23 protein-coding genes are annotated in these 22,329 nt (G+C 62.8%); 8 read left to right on the top strand and 15 right to left on the bottom strand.

Annotated features, from left to right (window positions below; all coding sequences use genetic code 11):
* Positions 1-37: 37 nt before the first annotated feature.
* Complete coding sequence (gene gatC, locus ACV959_RS08175; RefSeq protein WP_475739378.1) at positions 38-325, bottom strand: Asp-tRNA(Asn)/Glu-tRNA(Gln) amidotransferase subunit GatC; 288 nt, start codon at positions 323-325, stop codon at positions 38-40.
* Between the two features lie 140 nt (positions 326-465).
* Between gatC and ruvX the strand changes: the two genes are divergently transcribed.
* On the top strand, positions 466-936 hold the full coding sequence (ruvX, locus tag ACV959_RS08170; RefSeq protein ID WP_475739377.1) for a Holliday junction resolvase RuvX: 471 nt from the start codon (positions 466-468) through the stop codon (positions 934-936).
* A gap of 451 nt (positions 937-1,387) precedes the next feature.
* On the opposite strand, the gene dprA is transcribed toward ruvX, so the two are convergent.
* Together dprA and plsY are read right to left on the bottom strand one after the other, a co-directional pair.
* A complete protein-coding gene (dprA, locus tag ACV959_RS08165; RefSeq protein WP_475739376.1) occupies positions 1,388-2,644 on the bottom strand; it encodes a DNA-processing protein DprA in 1,257 nt (418 codons plus the stop codon).
* Complete coding sequence (plsY, locus tag ACV959_RS08160) at positions 2,641-3,237, bottom strand: glycerol-3-phosphate 1-O-acyltransferase PlsY (RefSeq protein ID WP_475739375.1); 597 nt, start codon at positions 3,235-3,237, stop codon at positions 2,641-2,643. Before plsY ends, dprA begins: the two co-directional genes overlap by 4 nt.
* A 197-nt stretch (positions 3,238-3,434) precedes the next feature.
* On the opposite strand from plsY, the gene ACV959_RS08155 reads away from it, so the two are divergent.
* From ACV959_RS08155 to ACV959_RS08145, 3 genes are read left to right on the top strand one after another with little or no spacing between them, the layout of a single operon-like run.
* Entirely contained in the window at positions 3,435-4,478 is a 1,044-nt protein-coding gene (locus tag ACV959_RS08155; protein ID WP_475739374.1) for a YcjF family protein, read from the top strand.
* Between the two features lies 1 nt (position 4,479).
* On the top strand, positions 4,480-5,277 hold the full coding sequence (gene xth / locus ACV959_RS08150) for an exodeoxyribonuclease III (protein WP_475739373.1): 798 nt from the start codon (positions 4,480-4,482) through the stop codon (positions 5,275-5,277).
* Positions 5,278-5,299: 22 nt separating this feature from the next.
* Positions 5,300-6,229 (top strand): CBS domain-containing protein, encoded by a 930-nt coding sequence (locus ACV959_RS08145; RefSeq protein WP_475739372.1) that lies wholly within the window; start codon positions 5,300-5,302, stop codon positions 6,227-6,229.
* Positions 6,230-6,334: 105 nt separating this feature from the next.
* On the opposite strand, the gene ACV959_RS08140 is transcribed toward ACV959_RS08145, so the two are convergent.
* On the bottom strand, positions 6,335-6,856 hold the full coding sequence (locus tag ACV959_RS08140) for a hypothetical protein (RefSeq protein WP_475739371.1): 522 nt from the start codon (positions 6,854-6,856) through the stop codon (positions 6,335-6,337).
* Positions 6,857-7,356: 500 nt separating this feature from the next.
* Between ACV959_RS08140 and ACV959_RS08135 the strand changes: the two genes are divergently transcribed.
* Positions 7,357-7,974 carry a hypothetical protein gene (locus ACV959_RS08135; RefSeq protein WP_475739370.1) on the top strand — a complete coding sequence of 206 codons (618 nt, stop codon included), beginning with the start codon at positions 7,357-7,359 and terminating at the stop codon, positions 7,972-7,974.
* Between the two features lie 162 nt (positions 7,975-8,136).
* A complete protein-coding gene (locus tag ACV959_RS08130; RefSeq protein ID WP_475739369.1) occupies positions 8,137-8,733 on the top strand; it encodes a superoxide dismutase in 597 nt (198 codons plus the stop codon).
* 97 nt (positions 8,734-8,830) lie between these two features.
* Here the strand turns inward: ACV959_RS08130 and ACV959_RS08125 are convergent, their stop codons facing one another.
* From ACV959_RS08125 to ACV959_RS08115, 3 genes are all read right to left on the bottom strand, one after another.
* A complete protein-coding gene (locus ACV959_RS08125; RefSeq protein WP_475739368.1) occupies positions 8,831-9,046 on the bottom strand; it encodes a hypothetical protein in 216 nt (71 codons plus the stop codon).
* Positions 9,047-9,178: 132 nt separating this feature from the next.
* Positions 9,179-9,730, bottom strand: a complete 552-nt coding sequence (locus tag ACV959_RS08120) for an SRPBCC family protein (RefSeq protein ID WP_475739367.1) — start codon at positions 9,728-9,730, stop codon at positions 9,179-9,181.
* A gap of 99 nt (positions 9,731-9,829) precedes the next feature.
* Positions 9,830-11,035, bottom strand: coding sequence for a pyridoxal phosphate-dependent aminotransferase (locus ACV959_RS08115; protein ID WP_475739366.1), 1,206 nt, complete (start codon positions 11,033-11,035; stop codon positions 9,830-9,832).
* A gap of 183 nt (positions 11,036-11,218) precedes the next feature.
* Here ACV959_RS08115 and ACV959_RS08110 point away from each other — a divergent pair, with 183 nt between their 5' ends.
* Both ACV959_RS08110 and ACV959_RS08105 read left to right on the top strand, forming a co-directional pair.
* On the top strand, positions 11,219-12,205 hold the full coding sequence (locus tag ACV959_RS08110; protein ID WP_475739365.1) for a phosphatase PAP2 family protein: 987 nt from the start codon (positions 11,219-11,221) through the stop codon (positions 12,203-12,205).
* 266 nt (positions 12,206-12,471) lie between these two features.
* Positions 12,472-12,699, top strand: coding sequence for a hypothetical protein (locus ACV959_RS08105; RefSeq protein WP_475739364.1), 228 nt, complete (start codon positions 12,472-12,474; stop codon positions 12,697-12,699).
* Positions 12,700-12,813: 114 nt separating this feature from the next.
* Here the strand turns inward: ACV959_RS08105 and ACV959_RS08100 are convergent, their stop codons facing one another.
* The 8 genes from ACV959_RS08100 to ACV959_RS08065 form a co-directional block, all read right to left on the bottom strand.
* Entirely contained in the window at positions 12,814-13,419 is a 606-nt protein-coding gene (locus ACV959_RS08100; protein ID WP_475739363.1) for a copper chaperone PCu(A)C, read from the bottom strand.
* Between the two features lie 70 nt (positions 13,420-13,489).
* Positions 13,490-15,415 carry a CopD family protein gene (locus tag ACV959_RS08095; protein ID WP_475739362.1) on the bottom strand — a complete coding sequence of 642 codons (1,926 nt, stop codon included), beginning with the start codon at positions 15,413-15,415 and terminating at the stop codon, positions 13,490-13,492.
* A gap of 136 nt (positions 15,416-15,551) precedes the next feature.
* Complete coding sequence (locus ACV959_RS08090; protein WP_475739361.1) at positions 15,552-15,938, bottom strand: copper resistance CopC family protein; 387 nt, start codon at positions 15,936-15,938, stop codon at positions 15,552-15,554.
* Positions 15,939-16,015: 77 nt separating this feature from the next.
* Positions 16,016-16,726, bottom strand: coding sequence for a hypothetical protein (locus ACV959_RS08085; protein ID WP_475739360.1), 711 nt, complete (start codon positions 16,724-16,726; stop codon positions 16,016-16,018).
* A 313-nt stretch (positions 16,727-17,039) separates the two neighbouring features.
* Positions 17,040-18,299, bottom strand: coding sequence for a bacterial ammonia monooxygenase, subunit AmoB (gene amoB / locus ACV959_RS08080; protein WP_475737510.1), 1,260 nt, complete (start codon positions 18,297-18,299; stop codon positions 17,040-17,042).
* 162 nt (positions 18,300-18,461) lie between these two features.
* A complete protein-coding gene (amoA, locus tag ACV959_RS08075; RefSeq protein WP_475737511.1) occupies positions 18,462-19,220 on the bottom strand; it encodes a bacterial ammonia monooxygenase, subunit AmoA in 759 nt (252 codons plus the stop codon).
* A 327-nt stretch (positions 19,221-19,547) separates the two neighbouring features.
* The gene (amoC, locus tag ACV959_RS08070; protein ID WP_475737512.1) at positions 19,548-20,318 is read right to left on the bottom strand and encodes a bacterial ammonia monooxygenase, subunit AmoC; all 771 of its coding nucleotides are present in this window, start codon (positions 20,316-20,318) and stop codon (positions 19,548-19,550) included.
* A gap of 773 nt (positions 20,319-21,091) precedes the next feature.
* Positions 21,092-22,129: a cytochrome-c peroxidase gene (locus tag ACV959_RS08065; protein ID WP_475739359.1), complete on the bottom strand. Its 1,038-nt coding sequence runs from the start codon at positions 22,127-22,129 to the stop codon at positions 21,092-21,094.
* Between the last annotated feature and the right edge of the window lie 200 nt (positions 22,130-22,329).

The following is a 22,329-nucleotide window of genomic DNA, read 5'->3' as shown; positions in this document are numbered from 1 at the left end:
TATATAAGGGAAGCCGCCGGCGAGGTATCGTCGTGCGTTATTCGACGACCTTGGGAACGACGAAATAATGGTCCTCGCGCACAGGCGCGTTCGCGAGGATGTCATCGGCGATGCCGCCGTCGGTCACGACGTCGGCGCGTTTTTTCATCTGCATGGGCAGAACGGAGGCGATCGGTTCGACGCCCGCGACGTCAACCTCGTTCAGCATCTCCACAAAAGAAAGGATGGCGTTCAGTTCGCCGCCCAGACGCTCGACTTCGCTGTCGTCGACAGCGATGCGCGCGAGATGGGCGATGCGGCGAACCACCGCGGAATCGACAGACATTGGAGATCTCCGCCGGAAAGAAACTGCTACGGCGCTATAGCGCTCCGGGCGCCGGGGCGCAATGAGCCCCGGATCGATTCCCCGCGAAGGATTTGGCGCGCCGGTTTTGCGGGTCGGGGAGGCTGTGCTAGGCGGAGGGAATGACGGACCAAGCCTCGACGCTGGAGGAAATCGCGCGCCGCCTTCCCCCGAAGGGCCGCTTGATGGGCCTCGATCTCGGCACGAAAACCATCGGCCTCGCCTTGTCCGACGTCGAGCGCCGCCTCGCCTCGCCGCTGGACACCATCAAGCGCGTGAAATTCTCGGCCGACGCCGAAGCTTTGCTGAAACGCGCGGCGGATTTCGACGTTCAGGCGTTCGTCTTCGGCCATCCGCTCAACATGGATGGAACGGAGGGACCACGCGCTCAGGCGACGCGCGCTTTCATGCGAAACCTTCGCAAGCTCACGCCCCTGCCCTTCGCGATGTGGGACGAACGCCTGTCGACGGCCGCCGTGACGCGCGAACTGATCGCCCAGGACGCCTCCCGCGCCAAACGCGCCGAGGTCGTCGACCGAATGGCGGCGGCCTATATCCTCCAGGGCGCGCTCGACCGCCTCTCGCGGCTCTGAAGCGATGGCAAGCCCCTGTGCAGGCGGACGCATTATTCAAAAGCTGACGCCTGAGCGACCAGAGCGCATGTCTACAGCTTATACGAGCATCGCTACTTGACAGGCGCAAGCTAGACGGCAAAAAATTCTTTAATGCGAAATGAGCTTTAATTGCGTTCTCGTGAGGCGCAAATTCCAATGGAGATCCGGCGATGGCTCGTCCGTCTGCTACTGATTCAACTTTTACGGCAGCGTTCGAGCCAGCCGGCAGGGAAACCCTGAGTGATCCCCCCGTCTGCGAAGACGCCGCCGGTCTCGCGAGCTACGTCGCTGATATGACTGCCGAGCTTGCGAAACTCGCAGGCGGGGCGAACATGCCGATGCTCGCCTATTTTTTGAATCTCGCTCGGGTCGAAGCCGAAATTCAGGCGCGACGGGCTGGCGGCGCCAGGGTCGCGCGCGGCGAATAGGATCACTCGCGAGTGAAAGCGAGCGAGACGGCGTTCGCGCCGTGACGCTCCAGCCGGCCGGCGAGGTCGAGTTCGACCAGAACTCCCTGCACCTCCCTGGCGGAAAGACCCGCGATGCGAATGAGTTCGTCGACCGCGACCGGAGCCGGCCCCAGCAGCGACAGGATGCGCTCGCGCGGGTCGCACGCAGACGACGCGGCAGGCGAGTCTGCGGTCGGTACGGGCGCGTTTGCCGCCGCCGCCTCGTCCGGCGACGGCGGCGCCCTTTCCTCGAAGGCGAATGCGCTTTGCGCCGGGAAAAGCTCCAGCTCGTCAAAAAGCGGTTCTTGTTCCATCGGCCCGTCGTCGGCGTCGAAGAGGGTTCCCGCCGAAGGACGGGCGCCGGCGGCGAGCGTGTCGATGACGTCCTCCGGGCGGGCGCAGAGGGACGCGCCCTGCCGCAAGAGGTCGTTGGTTCCCTCCGCGCGCGGGTCGAGCGGCGAGCCCGGCACGGCGAAAACCTCCCGCCCCTGCTCATTCGCGAACCGGGCGGTGATGAGCGACCCGGAGCGGCGCGCCGCCTCCACTACCACCGACGCGCGGCTGAGCCCGGAAATGATGCGATTCCGACGCGGGAAGTCCTGCCCGCGCGGCTCCCACTCCAGCGGCATTTCCGACACGATCAGACCATGCGCGGCAATGTCCTCCACAAGCCTTTCGTGTTCGGCGGGATAAGGCCGCGCCTGTCCGCCCGCGAGCACGGCGATCGTCCCAGTCTCGAGCGAGGCGCGGTGCGCCACGGCGTCGATGCCGCGCGCGAGACCCGAAACGACGACAAAATCCTCCCGCGCAAGGCCCCGCGCCAGACGCTCGGCAAAGGCGAGGCCGGCCGCAGAAGCGTTGCGCGAACCGACGATCGCCACGCAGTCGCGACGAGCGGTCTCCGCCGCGCCCCTGATCGAGAGGATCGGCGGCGCGTCCGGGATCTCGCGGAGCAGCGCCGGATAGTCGGGATCGCCGGTCGCGACAAAACGCACGCTCATCGACCGGGCCCGGTCGATTTCCCGCAGGACGTCGTCGCGCGCGGCGATGCGGACGGTTCGGCCGCGCAAGGTTCTGGCGGCGAGCTCAGGCAGCGCCTCCAGCGCGGCGCGGGCGCCGCCATAACGGTTGACGAGCTGCCGGAAGGTGCGCGGCCCAATGTTTTCGCTGCGGATCAGACGCAGCCAATCGACGAGCTGTTCGTCGCTCAGTCGCGCGCCGCCGACCGCCCCGCTCATCCCTTCTGCCCGATCCGGCTTTCAGCGCCGGCGCGCAGGCGAGCGATATTGTCCTTGTGCTTGCGCCACAACAGCACGGCCATCGCGCCGACGACGAAAGCCTCGCCGCCATGGCCGAGCGCGAAGAGAAGGATCGGCGCGGCCGCGCTCGCGACGAGGGCGGAAAGCGAGGAGTAGCGCCAGATCGCGGCGACCGTCAGCCACACGGCGCAGAAAGCCAGCCCGACCGGCCAATGCAGGCCGAAAAGACAGCCGAGAAAGGTGGCGACGCCCTTGCCGCCCTTGAACTGAAGCCAGACGGGGGCGATATGCCCGACGAAAGCGGCGAACCCCGCGATCATCGCGCCTTCAGGCGATAATCTCGATCCGACGAGCACGGCCGCCGCGCCTTTCAGCGCGTCGAGCAGCAAGGTCGCGGCGGCGAGATCCTTTCGTCCGGTGCGCAACACATTCGTTGCGCCAATGTTTCCGGAGCCGATGGACCGAAGGTCGCTCGTTCCGGCCCCCCGCGTGAGCAGCAGGCCGAAGGGAATGGAGCCGAGGAGATAGCCGACGACGAGCGCAGCGAGGTCGGGAATCAATGCCGAAATCATTAGCCGAGACGACCGCTGGGAAGCCTGGTCCGTGTCTCGCGCCGACGAGCCCGAGGCGGTCCAGCTCATGGATAAGATTGCGTTCGGACAGTAGTCGACCGTCCTCCAACTCGCAACATCGCCCTTCGCCCGGCAAATTGCCGCTCCCGTTTCCCGCTCCGAGGCGCTAAAGGAAGGCCAGAAACCGGATGACCGACATGAGCAATTCAGAGCGCAGACCCCGCCCGCGCGCCTTTCGCCTTCAGGGCGACGAGACGGTGCCATCGAAACCGGCCCCGGAGGTGATCGAGTCCGACGTCGACGTCTTTGCGGAGGAATTGGTCGAGCGCGTGAAAGGCGACGAGGCCGCCGTCGAGGCCGCCCTCGCGAAGGGCTTCCTCGATCGCTTCATCTTCTCGTCTGGCGGCGTCTTCTTTTCCGCGCTCAGCGGACTCTTGACGCTCGCGCTCAGCGTATGGATCTGGAATTTCGTCGAGGATCTGTTCGCCCGATCCGCGATCCTCGGCTCCGTCGGCCTTGCGCTCGCGGGCGCCATAACGCTCGCCGTGCTAATGTTCGTCGCGCGCGAAATCCGGTCCATCGTCCTGCAAAACCGCGTCGCGAAACTTCACGCGGCGCTGGCCGAGGCGCGGGCGGCCGACGACGCCAATGCGGCTCTCGCCCGGGTCGCCGACCTTTGCAAGCTCTACGAGGATCGCGCCGAACTCGCGCGGCCGCGCGCGATGATGAACGACTACATGAAGCAGATCATGGACGGGAAGGATCTCATCGACCTCGCTGAACGCAATCTCGTCGCGCCGCTCGACGAAAAGGCGCGGCGCGAAATCGCCGCCGCCGCCAAGCGCGTGTCCGTCGTCACCGCCGTCAGCCCGCGCGCCGTTCTCGATGTGATTTTCGTCGCGGGCCAGGCGATTGTGCTGATGCGCCGCATTGCGGAAATTTATGGCGGGCGGCCGGGCCTCCTCGGCTTTTTCAAGCTCGCGCGCTCCGTCGGCGCGCATCTCGCGATCACCGGCACGGTCGCCGTCGGCGACTCGCTGTTGCAGCAGGTCCTCGGTCATGGCCTCGCCGCGCGTCTGTCGGCGAAACTCGGCGAAGGCGTTCTCAACGGACTGCTCACCGCGCGCGTGGGGCTCTCCGCCATGGCGGTGTGCCGCCCCGCGCCCTTTGTCACCGAGAAGCAGCCAGGCGTGAAGGACGTCGCGCCCTTCCTGTTCAGCGACAAGACCAAGGCGCAATGACTTGAAGATCGCTACCTGGAACATCAATTCCGTGCGCCTTCGCATGCCGCTCGTCGCCAATTTTCTCAAGAGCCGCGCGCCGGACGTTCTCTGCCTTCAGGAAACCAAGTGCCGTGACGCCGAATTCCCCATGAAGGACTTCACGGCGCTGGGCTACACGCACGCCGCCATCAACGGGCAGAAGGGCTATCACGGCGTCGCCGTGGTGTCGAAAAAGCCGCTGCGCCTCGTCGAGAAGCGCGACTTCTGCGAAAAGGGCGATGCGCGCCACATCGCCGTCGAGATCGAGGGCGCGGGCGGCCCGATCACGCTCCATAATTTCTACGTGCCGGCGGGCGGCGACGAGCCCGACGTCGAGATCAATCCAAAATTCGCCCACAAGCTCGGCTTTCTCGACGAGATGAAGGAATGGGGCGAAAAAGGCGCTGCAAGAGGCCGCGTTGCGCTGGTCGGCGATCTCAACATCGCCCCGCTGGAGCACGACGTGTGGAGCCACAAGGCGCTGCTGAAGGTCGTCAGCCACACGCCGATCGAGGTCGAAAAGCTGAACGACGTGTTTCGCGCCGGCAAATGGATTGACGCCATGCGCCATTTCGTGCCGGCGGACGAAAAGCTTTATACATGGTGGAGCTATCGCGCGGCGGACTGGGCGGCGTCCAACCGCGGCCGGCGCCTGGACCACATTCTCGTCAGCGAAGCGCTGGGCGGCGCGCTGAAGAAGCTCGAGGTGTTGACCGAGGCGCGCGGCTGGGAGCGGCCATCCGACCATGTTCCCGCGATGATCGAACTGTCGGAGTGATTGCGGAGCGGCGGGAGGCCAGATGATCGCTCGCGATTTGATGAAGCGGCATTTTCCTTATGTGATGGAAGACGCCGATCTCGACTATGTCGCAAAACTTCTGTCCGAATGCGACATCGGCGCGGTTCCGGTCGTCGACGAAAAGCTGGCTCCCATCGGCATCGTCACGCGCAGCAACCTCGAGCGCGCCCGCGCGCCGCTCGTGGCCGATCTCGGGCCTTTCCCAAACTTTCTTTTGCGTAGCCGGCCTATGCCGCTCATTCGCGCGACGGGCCAGCGGCTTCGCGAGGTGATGACGACGCCTGCGATATCCGTTCCGAGCGGCGCAGCCATTGGCGAAATCGCGACTCTGATGAAGCGGCATCACCTCAAGCGCGCGCCGGTGGTGGAAGGACAAAAACTTATCGGATTCGTGCTGCTCCGGGAGGTAATGCAGGCTCTCGCCAGTTCCGCGGCGCCGCCCCCGCCGGAACGTCCCGTGCTGACCCTCTCACAGCCAGAGCGAAATTATTGCGAGATCGCGACAGCCGACGAGTTTCGCGCGCTCGTCGCCGAGCATGAACGGCGGAGTGAAACGGAACGCGCCGAAAGGCGGCGCGCGCTTAAAGAGCTTCGTGACCAGCGCATTCGCGATCTGGCGTCGCAACGCCTTACCGAAGGGCGGTGGCGCGACATGCTTACCCAAGCGCGCCGCGCCGCGGCGTCAGGACTCACGGAACATATGCTCATCCGCTTTCCGTCCCAGCTCTGCACGGACGGCGGGCGGGCGATCAACGCGCCGGACCCGCATTGGCCGGAAACGCTACGCGGAGAACCGGCGGACGTGTTTCGGCGCTGGCGCAACGAGCTTCACCCCCGCGGGTTCAAGATCGCGGCGCAAATCATCGATTTCCCGGAAGGGCTTCCCGGCGACGCCGCGCTTTTCCTAATGTGGGGCGGAATGGCGCAGTAGAGCGCATTCCGCCGAAGCGGCTGCGGGTTCGACGTTTGTAAGCGCGTCAAAACAAAAAGCTGGAGCCCCGATCAAACGCAGTCGGAACGAAACGGTCCTGGCCGCTCAGTGCGGCTTCCACTCGGCTTCCGCGCGCAATGCTGCGAGAGACGGATAGCGCTGCACGCCCCTTGGACTGCGCACTTCCACCGAGCCGTCCGACATCATCACATAGGTGGCGTCGCCCGCGGAATAGCGGTCGACTTCCATGGGCGTCTCGTCGACGCGCGGCGCGGGCTTCGGAGCCGGCGCCGCGACCGGTTTCTGCTCCATCATGGCGGCGGGTTCCAGCGGCGGCGGCACGTGGGTCGCAGGCGCGAATGCCTCCGGAGCGGCGCTCTCGACCAGATTCGCGGGCGCGGCGGGCGCCGGCGCAGCCATCGGCGCAAGCCGGCCGAGATGCGCGATGACGCGCCCCAGCGCAATCGTTACGACGCCGCCCGACACGGCGACCGAGCCTGCGATGAACAGGCTCCAGCCGCGCTCGAGCAGTATCATGTCCCAGCCGGTCCACATCGCATAGGCGCCGCCGCAGGCGAGCAGCAGTCCCGCGAGCGTCACGCCCCATCCGGACGTCTTGCGCGTCATTTCGCTCCCGTCTTTCTTCCCGGTGATCTTTTAGCACATCCCTTTCGCAGGCGCACAGGCAGACTGTCCGGACAGGATAGAGGGGCGCGTCGCTGACGAGGAAGCCGCCCGCCCGTGTTGGGGCGGCGCCAGATGGAGAGACAACAGAACGGCGACGCATCACGCCAGTCAATCAATATTGGAAAGGATATATTCTATATCAATTCAATATATCTGCTCGAACGCGGCGCGCTGCTTGCGAGACAGTTTTTCTACTTATATGTGCATCATTCACACAAAACACAATATATAGACATTTATAACGGCCCAGACAGGGCCATCGTATTCCTATTTATCTTTATTTATCAATTTGTTATAAAAACTCTCATAGATGCGGCCTGATGACGCATAGTAAAATGCCTATGAAATACAAAGCTCTTGTCGACGGCCGGTAGAGCGGCGGGCGATGGCGAGAGGCCGTCGCGATCCACAGTCGGGCGTGCGTTTACGAGGAGACGAGAATGAAGGGTTGGTTTCAGCGCGGCTTCCTGGCCGCGATTTTCGGCTTGACGGCCGCCTTCGGCGTCGCGCCGTCCACGGCGCTCGCGCATGGCGGCGTGAAGCTGGAGCAGGACGAATGCGTGCTACGCATCGGTCCCAGCACGATGCATTTCATCGGCTATCAGCGAAGCGGCGAGGAGCAGGAATTCTGCGAGGACATAGCGCAGACCGGCCCGACGGTGATCGCGCTGGAAGCTGTGTCGGACGAATTGCGCGACATGGCGATCGGCGTTCGCATCATCAAGGATGTGGGCGGCGAAGCGAATGAGAAGGGCGACCTGAAGAATGCGACCGTTCTTTTCATCGAGCCCAAGGTCTATCGCAACGGCATCATGACCTTCGAGCACGATTTCAAGGACGCCGGCCACTATGTCGGCCTTGTGACGGTGCGCGACGATCTCGGCAACGAATGGGTGTCGCGCTTCCCCTTCACGGTGGGGCTCTACACCTTCTGGGGGATGATCGAATACATCCTGTATGCGGTCGGCTTCTTCGCGCTCGTCGGCGTGATGTGGCTGGCGCTGCGGGCGAAGTCCGCCAAAGAGAAGGCGAACCAGGCCGCTGGCGCGACGACCTGACGTCGAAAACACGGACGGCCCGGCGTGGAACCGGGCCGCTTCTGTTTCATGAACCCCGTTTTAGAATTATTCTCAGTTGTTGCCGCACAGAGGCTGGGGGTCTAGTTAAACGCAGGGATTTCGAGTCCCATTCGAACCCCATCCCTGTTCAGGAGAGAATTGATGTCCTTCACGCTTGAAGACCTCCCCTACGCCTATGACGCCCTGCAGCCCTATCTGTCGCGCGAGTCGTTCGAGTATCATCACGACAAGCACCACGCGACCTATGTCGCCAACGCCAATAATCTGATCAAGGGCACGGAATTCGAGGGCAAGGCGATCGAGGACGTGATCGTCGGCTCTTTCGGCAAGAACACGCCGATCTTCAACAACGTCGCGCAGCACTACAACCACCATCACTACTGGAAGTGGATGAAGCCCAACGGCGGCGGCGCGATCCCCGGCAAAATCGAGAAGTCGATCGTCGATTCGTTCGGCTCTGTCGACAAATTCAAGGAAGACTTCCAGAAAGAAGGCCTCGCTCAATTCGGCTCCGGCTGGGTATGGCTGGAAATGAAAGACGGCAAACTCGCCATCCGCAAGACGCCCAACGCCGAGAACCCGCTCGTGCACGGCGCCCAGCCGCTGCTCGTCGCCGACGTTTGGGAGCATTCCTATTACATCGACTACCGCAATCGCCGCGCCGACTATCTCAAGGCGTTCCTCGACCATCTCGTGAACTGGGAGCATGTCGAGGAAATGTTCGACGCCGCGAAATAACGCCAGGGCGCTTGCCGCGCGCGGCGGAGAAACCCCGCCGCGCGCCTAAGTCCGCTCAAAGGACGTCCATTGGGGCGCGAGCGCGGCCCCGCCCGCGTCAGAAGCAGACCGTGCGGCGGACGCCGCCGCTCCAGACGGTCCGGCATGCGCGCCTGACCGGCGCCCGGCGGACCACGGCGCCGCCGTTCGGCCCCACGCAGCCCGCGCGATAGACGCCTCGCGCGCAGACCACCGCATTCGCCTCCCGCGGCTCCACGGTGAGCGTGGCGGCGAAGGCCGCAAAGCCCAGCCCGGCAAGCATAAAATTTTTCATTGGCAAGCTTCTCCTTTGTCCGGGCGTGCGCGCCGGCGGCCGACTATGGCCCGGCCGCGCGCAACCGGCAATTGCGTCCTCGGGGCGCCCTTGCGGGAACTGGCCGCCGAATGGCGGACCGTGGCGTGCTCGTCAGCGGCTCGGCAGAGACTTCGGCAGTTGCTCGACGAGAGCCTTGAGATTGGCGAGTCCCTGCTCGAATTGGCTCCCGACCATCTTGTCCATGTCCATGAAGGCGTGCATCGCCTTGCCGATGAACTCGTTGCGGCCCGACATCGTCCAGACGATCTCCGTCCGGGTCTCGTCGATGGGCTTCAACTCGAACTGGATGTCGCTGAGCGCTTTCATCGGCTTCTCGAGCTGGAGCTTGAGGCGCACACGCTCGTTTTGGCTGCTTTCCATAATTTTCATTTTGCCGGCGCCGACCTTTTTGTTGCCCGACCAGGCCATGATCGCGCCGGCGCCGAGCGGGGAGCCGTCGAAAGCCGTCTCTTGCGCGGGATCGAGCCGCGCCCAGGGGGACCAGCCCGCCCAATTGTGGAGATCGTTGATCTGCGGATAAATCGTCTCCGGCGGCGCGTCCACGACCGCCGAGCGCGAAATCCTGAACGTGTCCGGCCGCAGGGATACATAGGCGATGAGAGCGCTCACCGCTGCGAGCACGATGAGAAGAAAAAGGGTCATTCCCGACGTTCCTCCTGCACGCGCGCGCCTCCGCCGACCGGCCGCGCTTTTTGATCATTGTAAAGCGCCCGGCCGGAAGCCGCAAAATGAGCGGTCGGCTCAGGTCAGGCTTGCGCAGAAGCTCTGAATCTTGGCGCAGGCCTTCTCAAGCGTAAGCGCAGAGGCCGCATAGGAGATGCGGAAGTTCGGCCCCGTGCCGAAGGCCGAGCCGTGAACGACCGCCACGCCTTCAGCCTCGAGCAATTCGGTGACGAAGTCCTCGTCGGTCTCGATCACCTTGCCCGAGGGCGCCTTGCGGCCAATCGCCTCGGCGCACGACGGGAAGACGTAGAAGGCGCCCTCCGGCGTCGGGCACTTCAGATATTTCGCCTGGTTGAGCATCGACACGACGAGGTCGCGACGCTCCTGGAAGGCCTTGCGGAAGATCCCCAGATGCTCCTGCGGCCCCTCCAGCGCCTCGACCGCCGCCCATTGCGCAATGGAACAGGCGCCCGAGGTCTGCTGGCCCTGAAGCAGATCCATCGCCTTGATGAGGTTGCTCGGGCCCGCGGCATAGCCGATGCGCCAGCCGGTCATGGCGTAAGCCTTCGAGACGCCGTTCATCGTCAGCGTGCGGTCCATGAGGTTGGGCTCGACCTGCGCCGGCGTGACGAATTTGAAATCGCCATAGACGAGGTGCTCGTAAATGTCGTCCGTCAGAACGTGCACCTGCGGATGGCGAACGAGCACGTCCGTCACCTTCTTCATCTCATCGTAACTGTAGGCGGCCCCCGACGGATTGGAGGGGGAGTTCAGCACCAGCCACTTGGTCTTCGGCGTGATGGCGGCCTCGAGCGCCTCGGGCTGCAACTTGAAGCCGTCCTCCATCTTCGTGTCGACGAAGACCGTCCTGCCGCCGCAGATCGCGACCATCTCGGGATAGCTCACCCAATAGGGCGCGGTGACGATCACCTCGTCGCCATGGTTGATGGTGGCGAGGAAGGCATTGAACAGAATATGCTTTCCGCCCGTCGCAACGATCGTGTCGGAGGCATTGTAGTCGAGCCCGTTCTCGCGCTTGAACTTGCGGGCCACTGCCTCGCGAAGCTGCGGAATGCCGAGCACGGGCGTGTAGCGGGTCTCGCCGCGATCGATGGCCGCTTTGGCCGCGTTGCGGATATGCTCCGGCGTGTCGAAGTCCGGCTCGCCCACAGAAAGGCTGATGACCTCCCGTCCCTGCGCTTTCAAGTCGCGCGCCTTCTGCGTCACGGCGATCGTGGCGGAGGGCTTTACGCGCGAGAGGGCGTGGGCGAGAAACGAGGACATCGGGAGAGCCTTCTGGATTGAGGCGGCTTAGGTGCGCCGCACATAGCGGGGCCGAAGATAGTCGTGGCCATCCCGCCGATCAATCGAAAAGCCTCGGCTTCGGGGCCGTAAACCCGCCGGTTGCGGCGCCGCGACAAGGCGGCTTCCGGCCATTAAGGGGATTTTTGCGACCGGATGGGCCTAATGCCGCCTGCCAATCAGGGGCTCGACATGCCGCATCGACTGCTGACTTCCGGAGACTGCTGGCGCCTCGGCGTCATCCTTGCCTGTGTGGCGATCTTCGAGCTTTTCGCGCCGCTCACGGCTCTGCGCGTCGACTGGATGACGCTCGCGCCGGTCTACCTCATGGCGGCGATCCTGGCCGGCGTCGGCGTCGCCTATCGCCTGCTCGGCCGGGACGAAGGCATCGCCGCGACGGTGTTCGTCGTCGCGCAGGTCGTCGTCTATTCGAATGTCGCCGTGCTCGACAATTACCTTGGCCTCGAGCTCCGCCGTCCGCTCAATGACGCCTTTCTTGCGCAGATCGACAAAGCGATCGGCGTCGACTGGTGGGCTTATGTGTGCTGGGTGAAATCCAATCCGGTGATCGGCCGGATCCTCACCGTCGCCTATCTGAGTTCTCTCCCCCAGGTTGCGGTCGCGATCATCATCCTCGGCTTCACGAAACGTTTCGAACGCCTGGACCGGTTCAGCCTCGCCTTCATGTTCTCCTCGGCGCTGACCATCGCCATCTGGACCGCGTTTCCAAGCTTCGGCGCCCTGCCGCTGCATTATGCGCAAGGACTCGCCGACCCGACCTTTGAACTCGCGATGTCCAAGCACGAGGCGCTGAAGCTTCTCTCGCTCCACGCCGGCCCGACGCCGATCCTGCGGCTGGAAGATCTTACGGGGCTCATTGGCTGCCCGTCGTTTCATACTGCGTTAGCCATACTTGTCGTTTACGCGCTGTGGGACGCGCCTTACGCGGGAAAGATCGCGCTTGGCCTGAATGTCATTGTTTTAGCGTCGATTCCAGCCGATGGCGGCCATCACTTCGCCGACGTCGGCATCGGCGCGGCGGTGACGGTCTTGAGCCTATACTTGGCCAATGCTGCGATGCAAAGAAGTTCCGCCGCAAATATCGCCGGATGGACGCGCCGGAACGCAGAAATGCAGCGCACGCCGGCCTGACTGCTCAAGCAAAAAGCCTTCCGCAACTGCGAAAAGATCATGCGAATCGTGACGAATTCGTACCCCTCGAAACGAGGCGTGGTTCAACTGTTAAAAATTTATGAAAATCGCGGAACGGCATGCAACTTTTTCCGTCGATGCTCGTTTCTACTTCGAGTTCACGGATACGAAGAGGTCCGGGGCTCTCCCGTAGCGGCCTTTTGGAGGGAGCGGTCGCGTCAATGCGGGTGAAGCAAGGGCGAGAGACCCGAAGAGGAACAGGAACAATGTCGCTCGTTGATAAGTTCGACGACCAGATTGAGCCGGCCTTCACGCGTAGCTTCGATCGCGAGTCGGCGCGCCGTCAATTTCGAGTTTCCATTTTGCTCGTCGCGGCAATGGCCGCCGCTGCATTCGTGCTCGGTTTCGCCCTGCCGATCAATTCGGTTCAGAATCCGGCGCCGGTCGCCGATAATTCTGAGTTCGCGGGACGCCTGGTCAGCGTCGATCGGTGACAGCGCGGCGGCGCAATTGAAACGCGCGCCTGTAGGGGCGCGCGTCGACGTTTGCGACTCTGCGTCGGCGGGGTCCGAGTGAGGAATCCCTGCACAGCCGTGACGTGGGCGCGCCTAATGTGCGCCCTCCGACTTCTTCTCGCCGTGATGATGATCATGGCCGCTGTGACCTTCGTGTCCGGCGTCCTTAGGGCCGGACGTATCCTTGTTGTGCGCCTTCTCCCATCGCTCCATCGCCTCGGCGTCATGAGCGTGAGCGGCGTCGGGCGCGTCGATGGCCGCGTCGATGACAACTTCGCCCGCCTTCTCGAACACGAGCGTCATTTCCAGACCCCAGCCGACCTCAAGATGCTTCTTCGCATCGAGAAGGGCGACATAGGCGCCGCCCGGCGCGAGCGTCACCTTGGTCTTCGGCGGCAGGACGACCGGCGTCTCCAGCTCGAGATTCTTGGGATCTCCGTGGATCACCGTTTTTCCGAATTTCTCCACCTTCACGGCGACAAGTTTGTCCGGCGTGTCGCCGTTATTGTGAAGGAAGGCGTAGAACGACGACTTGTTGTCTCCGTCGGCGGGCGCGCGCAGCCAGGGGTGCTCGACCTTGAGCTTGCCGACGTCGTATTCATGCGCCCGCGCAGTCCCGCGCAGACCGAAAACGCCCAAGGCGGCGCCGGCCAGCAGGGAGCCGCCCGTCGCCAAAAGATCACGCCGCTTGATCATCATGTTCCTCTCCCTTGGTGCGGCCGGCTTTTCTCCGCCGGCTCGAAAGTGACGCCCAGCTCGCGCCTGTCTGTCAGTGCGAGTGGAGGTTGATCTCGACAAGCGGCTCGTTCGCCATCATCGCCGCCTGAGCGGAGAATTGGGTGGCGTTTCCGTCGTCGGGACCGAATTGTTTGAAACGCGCGCGCACATAACCTGAACGATCGATCAGGAAATGCGCCTGAGCGATTTCCGTCGTGTACGGCACGTTCGGATAGCGATTGATAATCGAATAGGCTTTTTCCACGGCAGCCGGGTGAACCGCTTCCCGATCCTTCGCCTCGGCGGGACAGTCTCCCGTATACACGGTGACATGGTTCACGCCAGCCGACTTTGCAACCTCGGCGGCCTTCAGCAGGCTCGCCTCAAGCTCCCTGGCGGCGTCGCCGGCGAGATTGCAACGTGCGAAGGAGAGAAGCGTCGGCTTGCCGCGCAGCTTGAAGAAGGTCGTAACCTCCTCCTTCGGATCGACGAGCGCGAAATCAGGCGCGATAAGCCATTGGATCATCGCCTGTGGGCCAATGAAGCGCGACCGGTTCGTATTCGACAGCATCAGCAAATAGTTGATCATGTCCCAGCGATCGTCGACGTCGAGGACGTGCGCGAAGCTCGGCATGACGCCGCTTTGCCCGCCGAAAGTCAGCCAGTGGAAAATGTCGCCAATCGTATGTGTGCCGACATGCGGCGCTGTCAGGTCGGCCGGTTCGACAGGAAGACCCTTGGCGTTTTTCAGTTCCTTCGCCATCGGCCCGTTGCCTTCGCCCATGGGCCCGTGGCAGGCGACGCAGTTTTCCTGGAACGCCGCCATGCCGCGAGTCACGGACTCGGCGGTGAAATCTTGGGTCGGATCATTGTAGGTGTCGATATAGGCCTCCGTCGAAAACGACACGGCGAGACAGAAGAGCGCTGCGATCGTCGCCGCAGGCGTAGCGAAAAGCCGCCTTTCGCGCGTCGCGGGCGTCCACCAGACGAGCGCCGCTGCAATCGCGAAAACGACCGACGCTATGCCCCACCACCAGATCGGCGACGGAAACGCCGGCTTTTGCCCCCAGGTGGCGATGTAGGACAGACGGAAGGGCAGCGGCCAATAGATGTCTGTCTCATGCGACGCGGGCGTGATCACCGCAATGTAGCCGGCGATCGACAGCAGACCGAGACCGAACGCCGCCTCCAGACTGCCGACTTTGCCGACCCAATCGACGTCGAACTCGCCCGCCGGCCGCCGGCGCATGTAGCGCACGATCGCGAGGGCGCAGAGAAGCACCGCGCAAAGCAGCGTCAGTTTCAGCGTGAGCAATCGGCCGTAGGGCGTGGCGAGCATGTTCGGAACGCTGCCGACATTCTCATAAGCGATCGCGACGCCCGTGACAGCGACAAGGCCAACCGCCACTTTCGCGACCAGCGACCAGCGTTCGGCCAAGCTCGCGGCGACCTCCGGATCCTTGTCGTGCGCCGTGAACATCCACCAGATGAGCCCCAGCAGTCCGCCAAGCCAGGTGAGCCCGGCCGCCGTATGCAACAGGAAGCTGATCTGCGTCCAGGTCGGCAATCCGTCGTCGATCGCATGGCCCGTGACGGAAACCACCGCGAGCACGCCGACGCCGGTCCACAAGGTGACGCGGTCGAGCAAATCGGAATTGATGAAGAGCCGCGCGACAGTCATCCCGGCGAACAGGAAAGCCAGCGCCTGCGTCGCCAGCCACGCCTTGCCGACGCTGGTTCCGACGGTGAACTCCCAAAGCACGTCGCCGTTCAGCTCACGCTCGGCCGGAATGATCGCCCTGGCGATCAAATAAAGGAGCGCGAATCCGATCAGCGCGCGAAAAGCCGCGGCCGCTGCGACCGGCGCCTTAAAGCGCGCGCTATCCTCCCCGATCAACCGCGGCAGCAGCAACAAGCCCACTGCCAGCGCGGACGGCAGGCTCTCGAGGAAGCGTATGAACGCAAGAGAAAGATACATCTTCGCTTCTCGCTCTTAACTCGTTCCGCTCTTCGCGTTGACTTCGACTCAAGTGCGAGACGAGAAAAGGCGCGGCCATTGCGCCGCCGCCTGGTCGGCGACGCCGAACCTAGAACCGTCTCGCGGGAGCCTGGACTTATTTCGGATCGACGGTGAATTCGTAATTCCCCTCGACGATATGTCCGTCGGTGGAGAGGACGCGGTAGCGCACGACATATTTTCCAGGGGCGAGTTCCGGCGTCTCCATCGACAACTCGCGAGGTTTGTCGGGCGTGCCGATCGATCCCTCCCCGAGGACCTTTCCTTCGGCGTTCTCGATGCTCAGTTTAGAATATTTCGGCTCCACGCCGCCGCCAAAACGCAGCTTCACCGTTTTAGGCGATGTCGTTACGTGGTCCTTGGACGACGGCGTCGCCTCCACCAGGAACGAATGCGCGCGCGCCGGAGCCGCAACGGAAACCGCAAGGCTCACGCCCACGCCAAGCGTTGCAGCCTTGCGCCAAAACGAGACCAGTCCCTTCATGACGTTTCCCCCCGGAGCTCTCCGGCCCCATGCGCCTATATCCCACGTAATTCAGATGATGCGACATGAGCCGCAGCTCAAGACGCAGCCGTCTCCGGCTCTTCCTTCTTCTTCCCGCCCGGGTGCGTATGCTTCCAGTAAACGAACACCATCCCGGCGATGAGAATGGTTCCCGCGATCTGAGGCACCCAGGCCCACAGCGTTTCGCCGACCATGAATTTGAACTGTTCCGTCTGTTGTTCGCCGTTCTCGCGCGTCAACGTCACCAGCCCGATGTAGTGGCCATTGTTCTGGAAGTTGTGCTCGATGCTGAACGTGCCCTTGGTGTATTTTTTCGCCGGCAGATGCAGTTCTGTGAGCGCTTCGAGATCCGTGTCCTTGGTAATCGGCGTCAGCGGGTCGCGAATGATGCGCAACTCGAGCGGCAAATCCCGGAACGCGGGCGTCTCTATATCGAAGACCATGATTGTGCGGCCGGTCGCCGGGATTTCCGAACAATATTCTGAACGGGACTTGTCAGGCTGGAAAACCGTGATGTGAATCATGTCATAGCCAAACATGACCATGCACATGTTGCCCATGGACATCGCCTCAGGCCCGGCGCCGCCCTCGGCATGCGACAGCGACGCCGAACAAAGAGAGAGCACGGCGCCGAACAGAGCCGGTGCAAGGCTAGGCCATTTCATCATTTCCATCCCTCGGTTTTCTTTATTTACAGGCGCTTCATTTTTTCCAGCGCCTGTCTGCTCAAACGCGCCGACGCACTCTCCGTCGGAGTCCCATTCCACGCATCTGCCACCGCGCACCCGCGCCCCTCAGGATGCACCCAAGAGCGATCTTACGCTTGCTGCATATTTTGCAACGAAACCATAAGGCAAACGAGCGAAAAGCCCCTTGCCGCTTTGCGTCTAAAGGACGCACCATTTGATCTTCAGCAAAGAGCGCGCCTGAACTTCCATAAAGCATATGGCGTCGTTTCCAGGCGACGTCGACAGAACGTATCGCTTTCGAATTCGCCGTCCAGGTGAAAGCCGCTCCCCAAAAAAGCTCCGGCCGGATTTTCATCCGGCCGGGCATATTTAGTTGGCGATTGAGTTTCGCTTAGGGCATGTCGCCGGCGACGAACTTCGGAATCACCGGGCCGCCGATTTCAGCCGCGAAGCGCTTGCCGTCCGGCGTGAAGAAGAACAGCAGGCCGCCGATCTGGCTGTCGGTGTCGTAAGCCAGGTCCGACAGACGCTCGATGTCCCAACGCGCGTCCTGGATCTTCACGACGATTTCCTTCGACTCGCCAGGGGCGATCGTGTCGTCGTTCGACAGACCGCGGTCGGCAAGCAGGTAATCCGGGAAGTCAGGCTTCGTGGTGAACACCGACGGGTTCAGGAAGCGCAGGCCAGCCGCCGTATATTCGCCGAGGCGAACCGGCTGCGACGTGCCGTTCTTGACCTTCACGTTGATCGTCAGCTCGCGGCCCGGAACCTTGTAGACGCCGCCGTTCAGTTCGGTCGTCACCTGCTCCTTGCCCACGCCCGCCGTGCCTTCCGTCTCGATCGGCGTCAGCGGCTTCTGCAAGCCAGCCTGAAGCGGGATCGTGCGCGGGAAGGTCGAGTTCGTCACGGCGTAACCAACGATCGTCGCGAGGATCGTCAGAGCCAGAACGATCGCGCCAATGCGGCGGTCGTCGTCGCCAATCACGGCGTCCGGCTTGCCTTCCGCAACGCGGATATACGACGCGATGATGCCCTTCCGGACAAACCAGAACAGGATCCAAGCCGCGCCAATCGCCATCCACGGCAGATGCCACGCGTAAACGCGCGAGATGCCGTAGTTCTCGAGGTCAACCGTCGAACCGTCGAGGAGCGTCACCGGGTCGGTGAAGTCCTTCATGTCGCCCTTGATCTCAATCCACTGGCCCGGGCCGATGATCGGACCGCCGCCTTCGACGTTGATCTGAGCGTGAACGTGCCAACGGCCGGCGCGACGGCCCCGCAGGTTGATCGAGAACGCGTAGTCCTTGCCGATCTCCAGCGAAACAGAACGCGGAGCGAACTGCTCCCCGATGAACTGCGCCGTGCGAACCAGAACCGGGCCGGGCTCGCCGGCGTTCAGGAACGAAACGCGCGGGTTCGCAACAGCCTGCGGCCACGCCGAGAACACGTGGACCTTGCCGGACAGAACCATTTCCTCGTTGACGTTCACCGTCGTCTTCGACCACGCGACGTCATACCAGTTCAGCGTGCGCATGCGAAGGAACGCCTGCTGCGACTTCTCGCCGTGCGCCGAGGCCGGAGCGACAGCTCCCAGCGTCGCCGCAACAGCAGCCGCCGCGCCAATGGCGGCGAGCTTGACTAGCTTTTTCATGAACAAACCTCCCAGGTTCCTCTTCCGGCCGGCGCCTCGCGCGCCAGCCGCTTTTTCATCCGCAAAGAGAAAGGCCAAATCGGCGATCCAACCAAATCCGCCCTGCGTCTTGCTTGTCAGGTTCGGCCGACCGGCCTCGCGAACCCCCGGCCGAAACCCGCATCAGATGGTGTCGATGACCTTCGTCGTCGAATACCAGCGGCCCATGAACCACCAGAGGAAATACACCATCATCGAGACGAAGCCCGAGAAGAACGCCGCAACCGGCACAACGTCCTTACCGAACGTGCGCAGCGTGCCGCGCTCGACCATGCGGATGTATTCCGGCATCGACGTGCGGACGAAGTGGAAGCCAATCAGATCGGCCAGGGTCATCAGCTGACCATGCTGCTCCGTCGCCTGGTGGAAGGCGGCGATCGCCGGCCAGTTGTTCGGATAGAACAGCAGACCCCAGCCCAGCGAACCGACAACCGCCGTGATCACATAGGAACCCGACAGAAGCAGGATCACGTCGAGCCAGATCGCCGGAACGATCAGAGCGGACGGGAACACCAGGCTGATCGGGAAATAGGTCCAGCCCCAGAAGTTGACGTAGCGGTTGATCCACTCGCCGATCAGAAGGCCCAGAGCCGCGAAAACGGCGCCAAACGGAAGGCGGAAGTTAACCCACCAGAAAGCCTGCGACGCCGCGCAGAAGGTCACGCCCAGAATCGGCACGACCGTCGGCCACATACGGCGATCCTTCCAGTCAATCCAGAAGTCCCAGTCGCCCGCCGTCAGCATGAAGTGGACGTGGTAACCGCCCAGAACGGCGAAAAACAGCAGAACAAGAAGCATCCAGTCGACCGACTGAACGCAACCCGCCGCCTCGGCGACGGAGTTGAACGGACCGACCGCCCCCCCGCTTTTCGATTGTGACATCACTCTTCTCCTTGGTGTTTCTCGAGCGCCTCGCAGCCCCGAGATTTCTTGTTGCCGCCAAACCCGGGTCCCTCATAGGCCCCGAAATTGGCCCCGGACGTCGGAACGCATCCCGCCGGCCGGCCTTTCCTCACGCTGCGCCTCTCGGCGAAGCGCCGCGAAACCTTCCCGTTCTCCAACCCAGGGCTCAACCCCGGATCTCGACACAGACGAAACCTCCCCAGCCGCCTCAGGCAGCCAGATGAAACCCGCGCCCATGTCCGTTAAGAAAAAATCCCGCGCTCAGACTTCCGCTCGCGCCCGAAGGCGCGAGCGGGTCATCCAACCTTACTCGGTGAGGAGGGCGACGCCTTCCTTGCCGATCAGCGCATGAATGCGCATCAGGATCTGAAGAACGACGCCGAACACGCCCAGCGCCATCCAGCCGAAGAACACGAAGCCCCAATGCAGCGGAGCGACGAACAGCTCTTCCATAAACCAGAAGGTGTGGCCCCACTCGTTCAGGCCAACGTTCGGGATGATCATGAACGGGCCAATCGCGACGATCAGGAACGCCAGCGAGTAGCCATGAGCAAAATACGGAATGCGGGTCTTCGCATAGAAGAACGCCCCAACCGCGATCACCGAATAAATCGGGTAGCTCATGTAGAACTCGATGATGTGCGACGGCGTGAAGTCCGTGTCACGGATAACCGTCATGTGCCACGTGCCGTCCTGCTCCGTGAAGAACGACGCGCCCCAGTAAATGGCGATGCCGTAAACGACAAGCCACTGAACCAGAACAACCAGACGGCGCATCTCTTCGCGCGGCGTCACCGCGTCGACGTTGCGGTCGCGCGTCTTCCACAGATAGCCCGCAAGAGCCAGACCAGAAACCAGCTCCAGAGGAATCTCGGTCCAAAGGATCGACATCCAGTAGGTCTGGAATTCCGGAGCAAAAGAGTCCAGGCCAGCGCGCCAGCCGAACACCTGCTCATAAATGCGAACGATCAGATAAAACGTGTTCAGAAGCGCAAGGCCAATCCACATCCCACGCAGATCGACTACAGCTTCCGAGCCAGCAGCTACGCCAGTAGCTGTGCTAGTGGTCGAGCTCATATTTCAACTCCTCCTATGTGCTCCCAGGGATATGCGCGTGACCGGTATCGCTCCGCCTCCCAGAACAGAGCTGCTTCGTCCTCGTTTTCGTAAACGTTGGGCAGGTCCCGTCCTCAAAACGAAAACCACCGCCCTACCGCCCTTGTCTTGCGCAGCCCCCAACCCGTCCCAGCCCCCCCAGATCAATTCCAGAGAAACCAAAACAAGCCAGTTCAGCCGCTTGTTGTTATCGGACGAACACCGACGTCGCCGCCTAAACAAAGCCCCAATCCGACCCTCCCGGACCAGACCGCAGACCCCGTTTAGCGTGGCCCAACCATTCCCCCTCCCCAACATAATGACAATACCCACAAGAATGGAAAATAACTGTCTATCGAATAGTAATAACAACCCCAGTGGATAGGAAAAAAACTATCCTATGGGATGGAAATTGGGCCGCCAGGGACACTCCGGGCGCCTCCATAAGATTATGAATTGATTAACACTCAAATCAATGTGGCAAGATGGGGGCGAATAGGCGATCAGCTGTCCGTCATGAGATTAGAATCCCCGCCAACAGGACTGTTGCAGCCAGTCCACGGCCGGACGCGACAGAGCGACCGGCGCGACCGCGTCGACCGGTTCCACCCTCCCAAAAAACGTTTTGAAGCTGGAACGTCGATTTCGCGGGAATCGGGCTCGCATGAGCGATTGCGCGACAAATGACCCCGCCGTCGCGCGCCATGTCCGAGCCTGCGGAGGGGAGCGCGCCGCTAGGGCGCGCTCACGACTCGTTACTGCGGACGCGGCGTGTCCTTGGTCCGCGCCGGCAGAATGGGATAGGACACCTTCGGCTGGTCGCCGGTGAGCGCTCCCAGGAAGGCGACAATCGCGGCGTTTTCGTCGGGCGCGAGGGTCATGCCGAGCTGGTCCTTCGCCATTACGTCGACCGCCTCCTCCAGCGTCCAGACGGCGCCGCTGTGGAAATACGGCGCCCGCAGCGCGACGTTGCGAAGGGGCGCCGACCGGAAGACGAAGGCGTCCAAATCGCTATTCGTCACCTTGGCGCGGCCGCGATCGGCGACAGGCATGATCGTCGCGTCGGGCTTTTGGGCGACGCCGAAGGGGAAGTAGCCGTTGCCGCCGACGTTCACGCCGTTGTGACAGCCGGCGCAACCTTTGTCCATGAACAGCCGCAAGCCTTTCTTCTCGGCGTCGTTGAGCGCGCTGCCGTCGCCAGCGAGGAACCTGTCGAACTTCGAGTTCGGCGTCGTCAGCGTGGCCTCGAAGGCTTCGATGGCGTTGGCCATATTGTCGAAGCTGACCGGATTCGGATCGTTCGGGAAAGCCGCCCGGAACTCGGCGACATAGGCCGGCATGCTCTTGAGCGTCGCCTCGACCGCGGCCGGCGAGTTGTTCATCTCGACGTCGGCCTGCACCGGCCCCTTCGCTTGCGCCTTCAGGTCGACCGCGCGGCCGTCCCAGAACTGGGCGACGTTGAAGACCGCGTTGAGAACCGTCGGCGCGCGGCGCGGGCCTTTCGCCCAGCCATGACCGATCGAGGTCGGGCCGGCGTCGACGCCGCCCGTGCCGAGATTGTGGCAGCTGTTGCAGCTGATGATCTGGCTCTTCGAGAGACGGGGTTCGAAGAAGAGCTTGTGGCCGAGCTCAACCTTCGCGGGGGTGATCGGGTTGTTCTTCACGACCGAATTGACGCTCGCGGCGTCAATCGGCTTGAACAGCGCGTTGGCGTCATCGCGCAAGTCGCCCGCCTGCGCGATGACGGGGGCAAGCAGCATCGCGCTCGTCACGGCAATCCGAATTCGGGACATTATTTTTCGCTCCCTTGCAGCTTTGGTCGTTGAAAGCTGACCGCCCCGCTGCGCTGCGCGCGCGAAGCTCGCGCCTTCGGCTATCACAAGCCCTCTTCCGGCGAAAGCCCTCGCGACCCGGCGACGCGGCCGGTTTCGGCGTAAAAAACAATCGGGACCGGGGAATTGGGCGAGGTCGAATCCGCGCCCGTGACCAAGTC

This window comes from Methylocystis sp. Se48 (assembly GCF_056269425.1).
The sequence above is the reverse complement of the archived record's forward strand: the minus strand, read 5'-3'. Positions and strand labels throughout refer to the sequence as shown.

Coding starts and splice junctions, on each gene's coding strand:
- gatC (WP_475739378.1), bottom strand. CDS start 325: ATGTCTGTCGATTCCGCGGTGGTTCGCCGCATCGCCCATCTCGCGCGC.
- ACV959_RS08120 (WP_475739367.1), bottom strand. CDS start 9,730: ATGACCCTTTTTCTTCTCATCGTGCTCGCAGCGGTGAGCGCTCTCATC.
- ACV959_RS08140 (WP_475739371.1), bottom strand. CDS start 6,856: ATGACGCGCAAGACGTCCGGATGGGGCGTGACGCTCGCGGGACTGCTG.
- ACV959_RS08065 (WP_475739359.1), bottom strand. CDS start 22,129: ATGTCCCGAATTCGGATTGCCGTGACGAGCGCGATGCTGCTTGCCCCC.
- ACV959_RS08125 (WP_475739368.1), bottom strand. CDS start 9,046: ATGAAAAATTTTATGCTTGCCGGGCTGGGCTTTGCGGCCTTCGCCGCC.
- plsY (WP_475739375.1), bottom strand. CDS start 3,237: ATGATTTCGGCATTGATTCCCGACCTCGCTGCGCTCGTCGTCGGCTAT.
- ACV959_RS08105 (WP_475739364.1), top strand. CDS start 12,472: ATGTCGCTCGTTGATAAGTTCGACGACCAGATTGAGCCGGCCTTCACG.
- dprA (WP_475739376.1), bottom strand. CDS start 2,644: ATGAGCGGGGCGGTCGGCGGCGCGCGACTGAGCGACGAACAGCTCGTC.
- ruvX (WP_475739377.1), top strand. CDS start 466: ATGACGGACCAAGCCTCGACGCTGGAGGAAATCGCGCGCCGCCTTCCC.
- ACV959_RS08135 (WP_475739370.1), top strand. CDS start 7,357: ATGAAGGGTTGGTTTCAGCGCGGCTTCCTGGCCGCGATTTTCGGCTTG.
- ACV959_RS08130 (WP_475739369.1), top strand. CDS start 8,137: ATGTCCTTCACGCTTGAAGACCTCCCCTACGCCTATGACGCCCTGCAG.
- ACV959_RS08155 (WP_475739374.1), top strand. CDS start 3,435: ATGAGCAATTCAGAGCGCAGACCCCGCCCGCGCGCCTTTCGCCTTCAG.
- ACV959_RS08095 (WP_475739362.1), bottom strand. CDS start 15,415: ATGTATCTTTCTCTTGCGTTCATACGCTTCCTCGAGAGCCTGCCGTCC.
- amoB (WP_475737510.1), bottom strand. CDS start 18,299: ATGAAAAAGCTAGTCAAGCTCGCCGCCATTGGCGCGGCGGCTGCTGTT.
- ACV959_RS08115 (WP_475739366.1), bottom strand. CDS start 11,035: ATGTCCTCGTTTCTCGCCCACGCCCTCTCGCGCGTAAAGCCCTCCGCC.
- amoC (WP_475737512.1), bottom strand. CDS start 20,318: ATGAGCTCGACCACTAGCACAGCTACTGGCGTAGCTGCTGGCTCGGAA.
- ACV959_RS08110 (WP_475739365.1), top strand. CDS start 11,219: ATGCCGCCTGCCAATCAGGGGCTCGACATGCCGCATCGACTGCTGACT.
- amoA (WP_475737511.1), bottom strand. CDS start 19,220: ATGTCACAATCGAAAAGCGGGGGGGCGGTCGGTCCGTTCAACTCCGTC.
- ACV959_RS08100 (WP_475739363.1), bottom strand. CDS start 13,419: ATGATGATCAAGCGGCGTGATCTTTTGGCGACGGGCGGCTCCCTGCTG.
- ACV959_RS08145 (WP_475739372.1), top strand. CDS start 5,300: ATGATCGCTCGCGATTTGATGAAGCGGCATTTTCCTTATGTGATGGAA.
- ACV959_RS08090 (WP_475739361.1), bottom strand. CDS start 15,938: ATGAAGGGACTGGTCTCGTTTTGGCGCAAGGCTGCAACGCTTGGCGTG.